At 67.3% G+C, this 1,338-nt stretch carries 2 protein-coding genes; one reads left to right on the top strand and one right to left on the bottom strand.

Translation table 11 applies throughout. The features are described 5' to 3' along the window. On the top strand, positions 1-852 hold an 852-nt coding region (locus tag EOA36_RS35590), incomplete at its 5' end, for a chloride channel protein (RefSeq protein ID WP_145969521.1). A 22-nt stretch (positions 853-874) separates the two neighbouring features. Here EOA36_RS35590 and EOA36_RS35585 read toward each other — a convergent pair. After that, positions 875-1,338 (bottom strand): MFS transporter (locus EOA36_RS35585; RefSeq protein WP_189553548.1); only part of this gene is annotated, 464 nt, incomplete at its 5' end.

The raw sequence follows: 1,338 nt of genomic DNA, 5'->3' as shown, positions 1-1,338 counted from the left end.
CTGCATCGCGAGTTCGCCATGAATTACGGGCTGGCGGTGGTGGCGAGCGTCTTCGTGCTGAAACTGGCGGCGTCGGCCATCTCGCTTGGCTCGGGCTTTCGCGGCGGATTGTTCTTCGCCTCGCTGTTCCTCGGCGCGCTGCTCGGCAAGGCGTTTGCCGGTGTCATGGCGCTCGTCTCGCCGGCCACTGGCATCGACCCCTCCGTCGCCGCCGTCGTCGGCATGACGTCGCTTGCCGTCGGTGTCGTCGGCGGTCCGCTGACCATGACCTTCCTGGCGCTGGAATCGACACGCGACCTGACGCTCACCGGCGTGGTGCTGGCCGCCTCGATCATGGCGGCGATCCTGGTGCGCGAGACCTTCGGCTATTCGTTCTCCACCTGGCGCTTCCACCTGCGCGGCGAGACGATCCGCAGCGCCCACGATGTCGGCTGGATGCGCAGCCTGACCGTCGGCTCGATGATGCGCAAGGATATCAAGACCATCGATGCGTCGACGACGCTGGCCGCCTTCCGCAAGGAATTCCCGCTGGGGTCGGCCCAGCGCGTAATCGCCGTCGATCCGGGGGATGAGTATGTCGGCGTGCTGATCGTGGCCGAACTGCACAGCGATCCTTCCGGAGGCGAGGCGACCGTGCGCGATCTTGCCCAGTACAAGGATGCCGTGCTGGTGCCGAGCATGAACGTGCAGGCCGCCGCCGAGACCTTCCAGCGCGCCGGCGCCGAGGAACTGGCCGTGGTCGAGGATTTCGCCGACCACATCGTGCTCGGTCTGCTGACCGAGGGCCATTTGATGCGGCGCTATGCCGAGGAACTCGAAAAGGCGCGCCGGGACCTGTCGGGGGAGGGATAAGCCGCCCGCGTTCTCCGAGTCGTCAGTGCTCGATCGGTCCCTTGGCCGGCACCAGAGCCGTGCCGGCTGTCGTCGGGCGCTCGATGACGCGGCGCACGCGCGGCGGCTCGTCGCCCGAGTGCAGCGCCCGCAAGCGTTCGCCGACCATGGCATCGGCATGGGTGATGCGGCCGTTATGCCTGACATATTCGAGCCAGGTCGGCGTGTGGTAATGCTCGATCCAGATCGACGGATTTTCGAGATCGCGCGCCAGCGTCCAGTTGCGGGCGCCGTCACGGCGGCGGATGCGGCCGCGCTCGGCCATGGTGGCGAGGAATTCCGCCTCGTCCTCGCGCCGGATCACATATTCGATCATGATGGCGATCGGGCCGCTGCGCGGCTTGAGGTCGAGCGCGAGGTGCGGTTCCTTGAAGCGGTTGAGCGGGTCGAGGTTGAGCACCTGCTGCTGCGGCAGCGGCAGGTGCTCAACCTCGACCCGCTCAACCG

The organism is Mesorhizobium sp. M8A.F.Ca.ET.021.01.1.1, from assembly GCF_003998025.1.
Lineage (GTDB): Bacteria > Pseudomonadota > Alphaproteobacteria > Rhizobiales > Rhizobiaceae > Mesorhizobium.
Note: the sequence above shows the minus strand (reverse complement) of the source record. Positions and strands in the feature narration are given on the sequence as shown.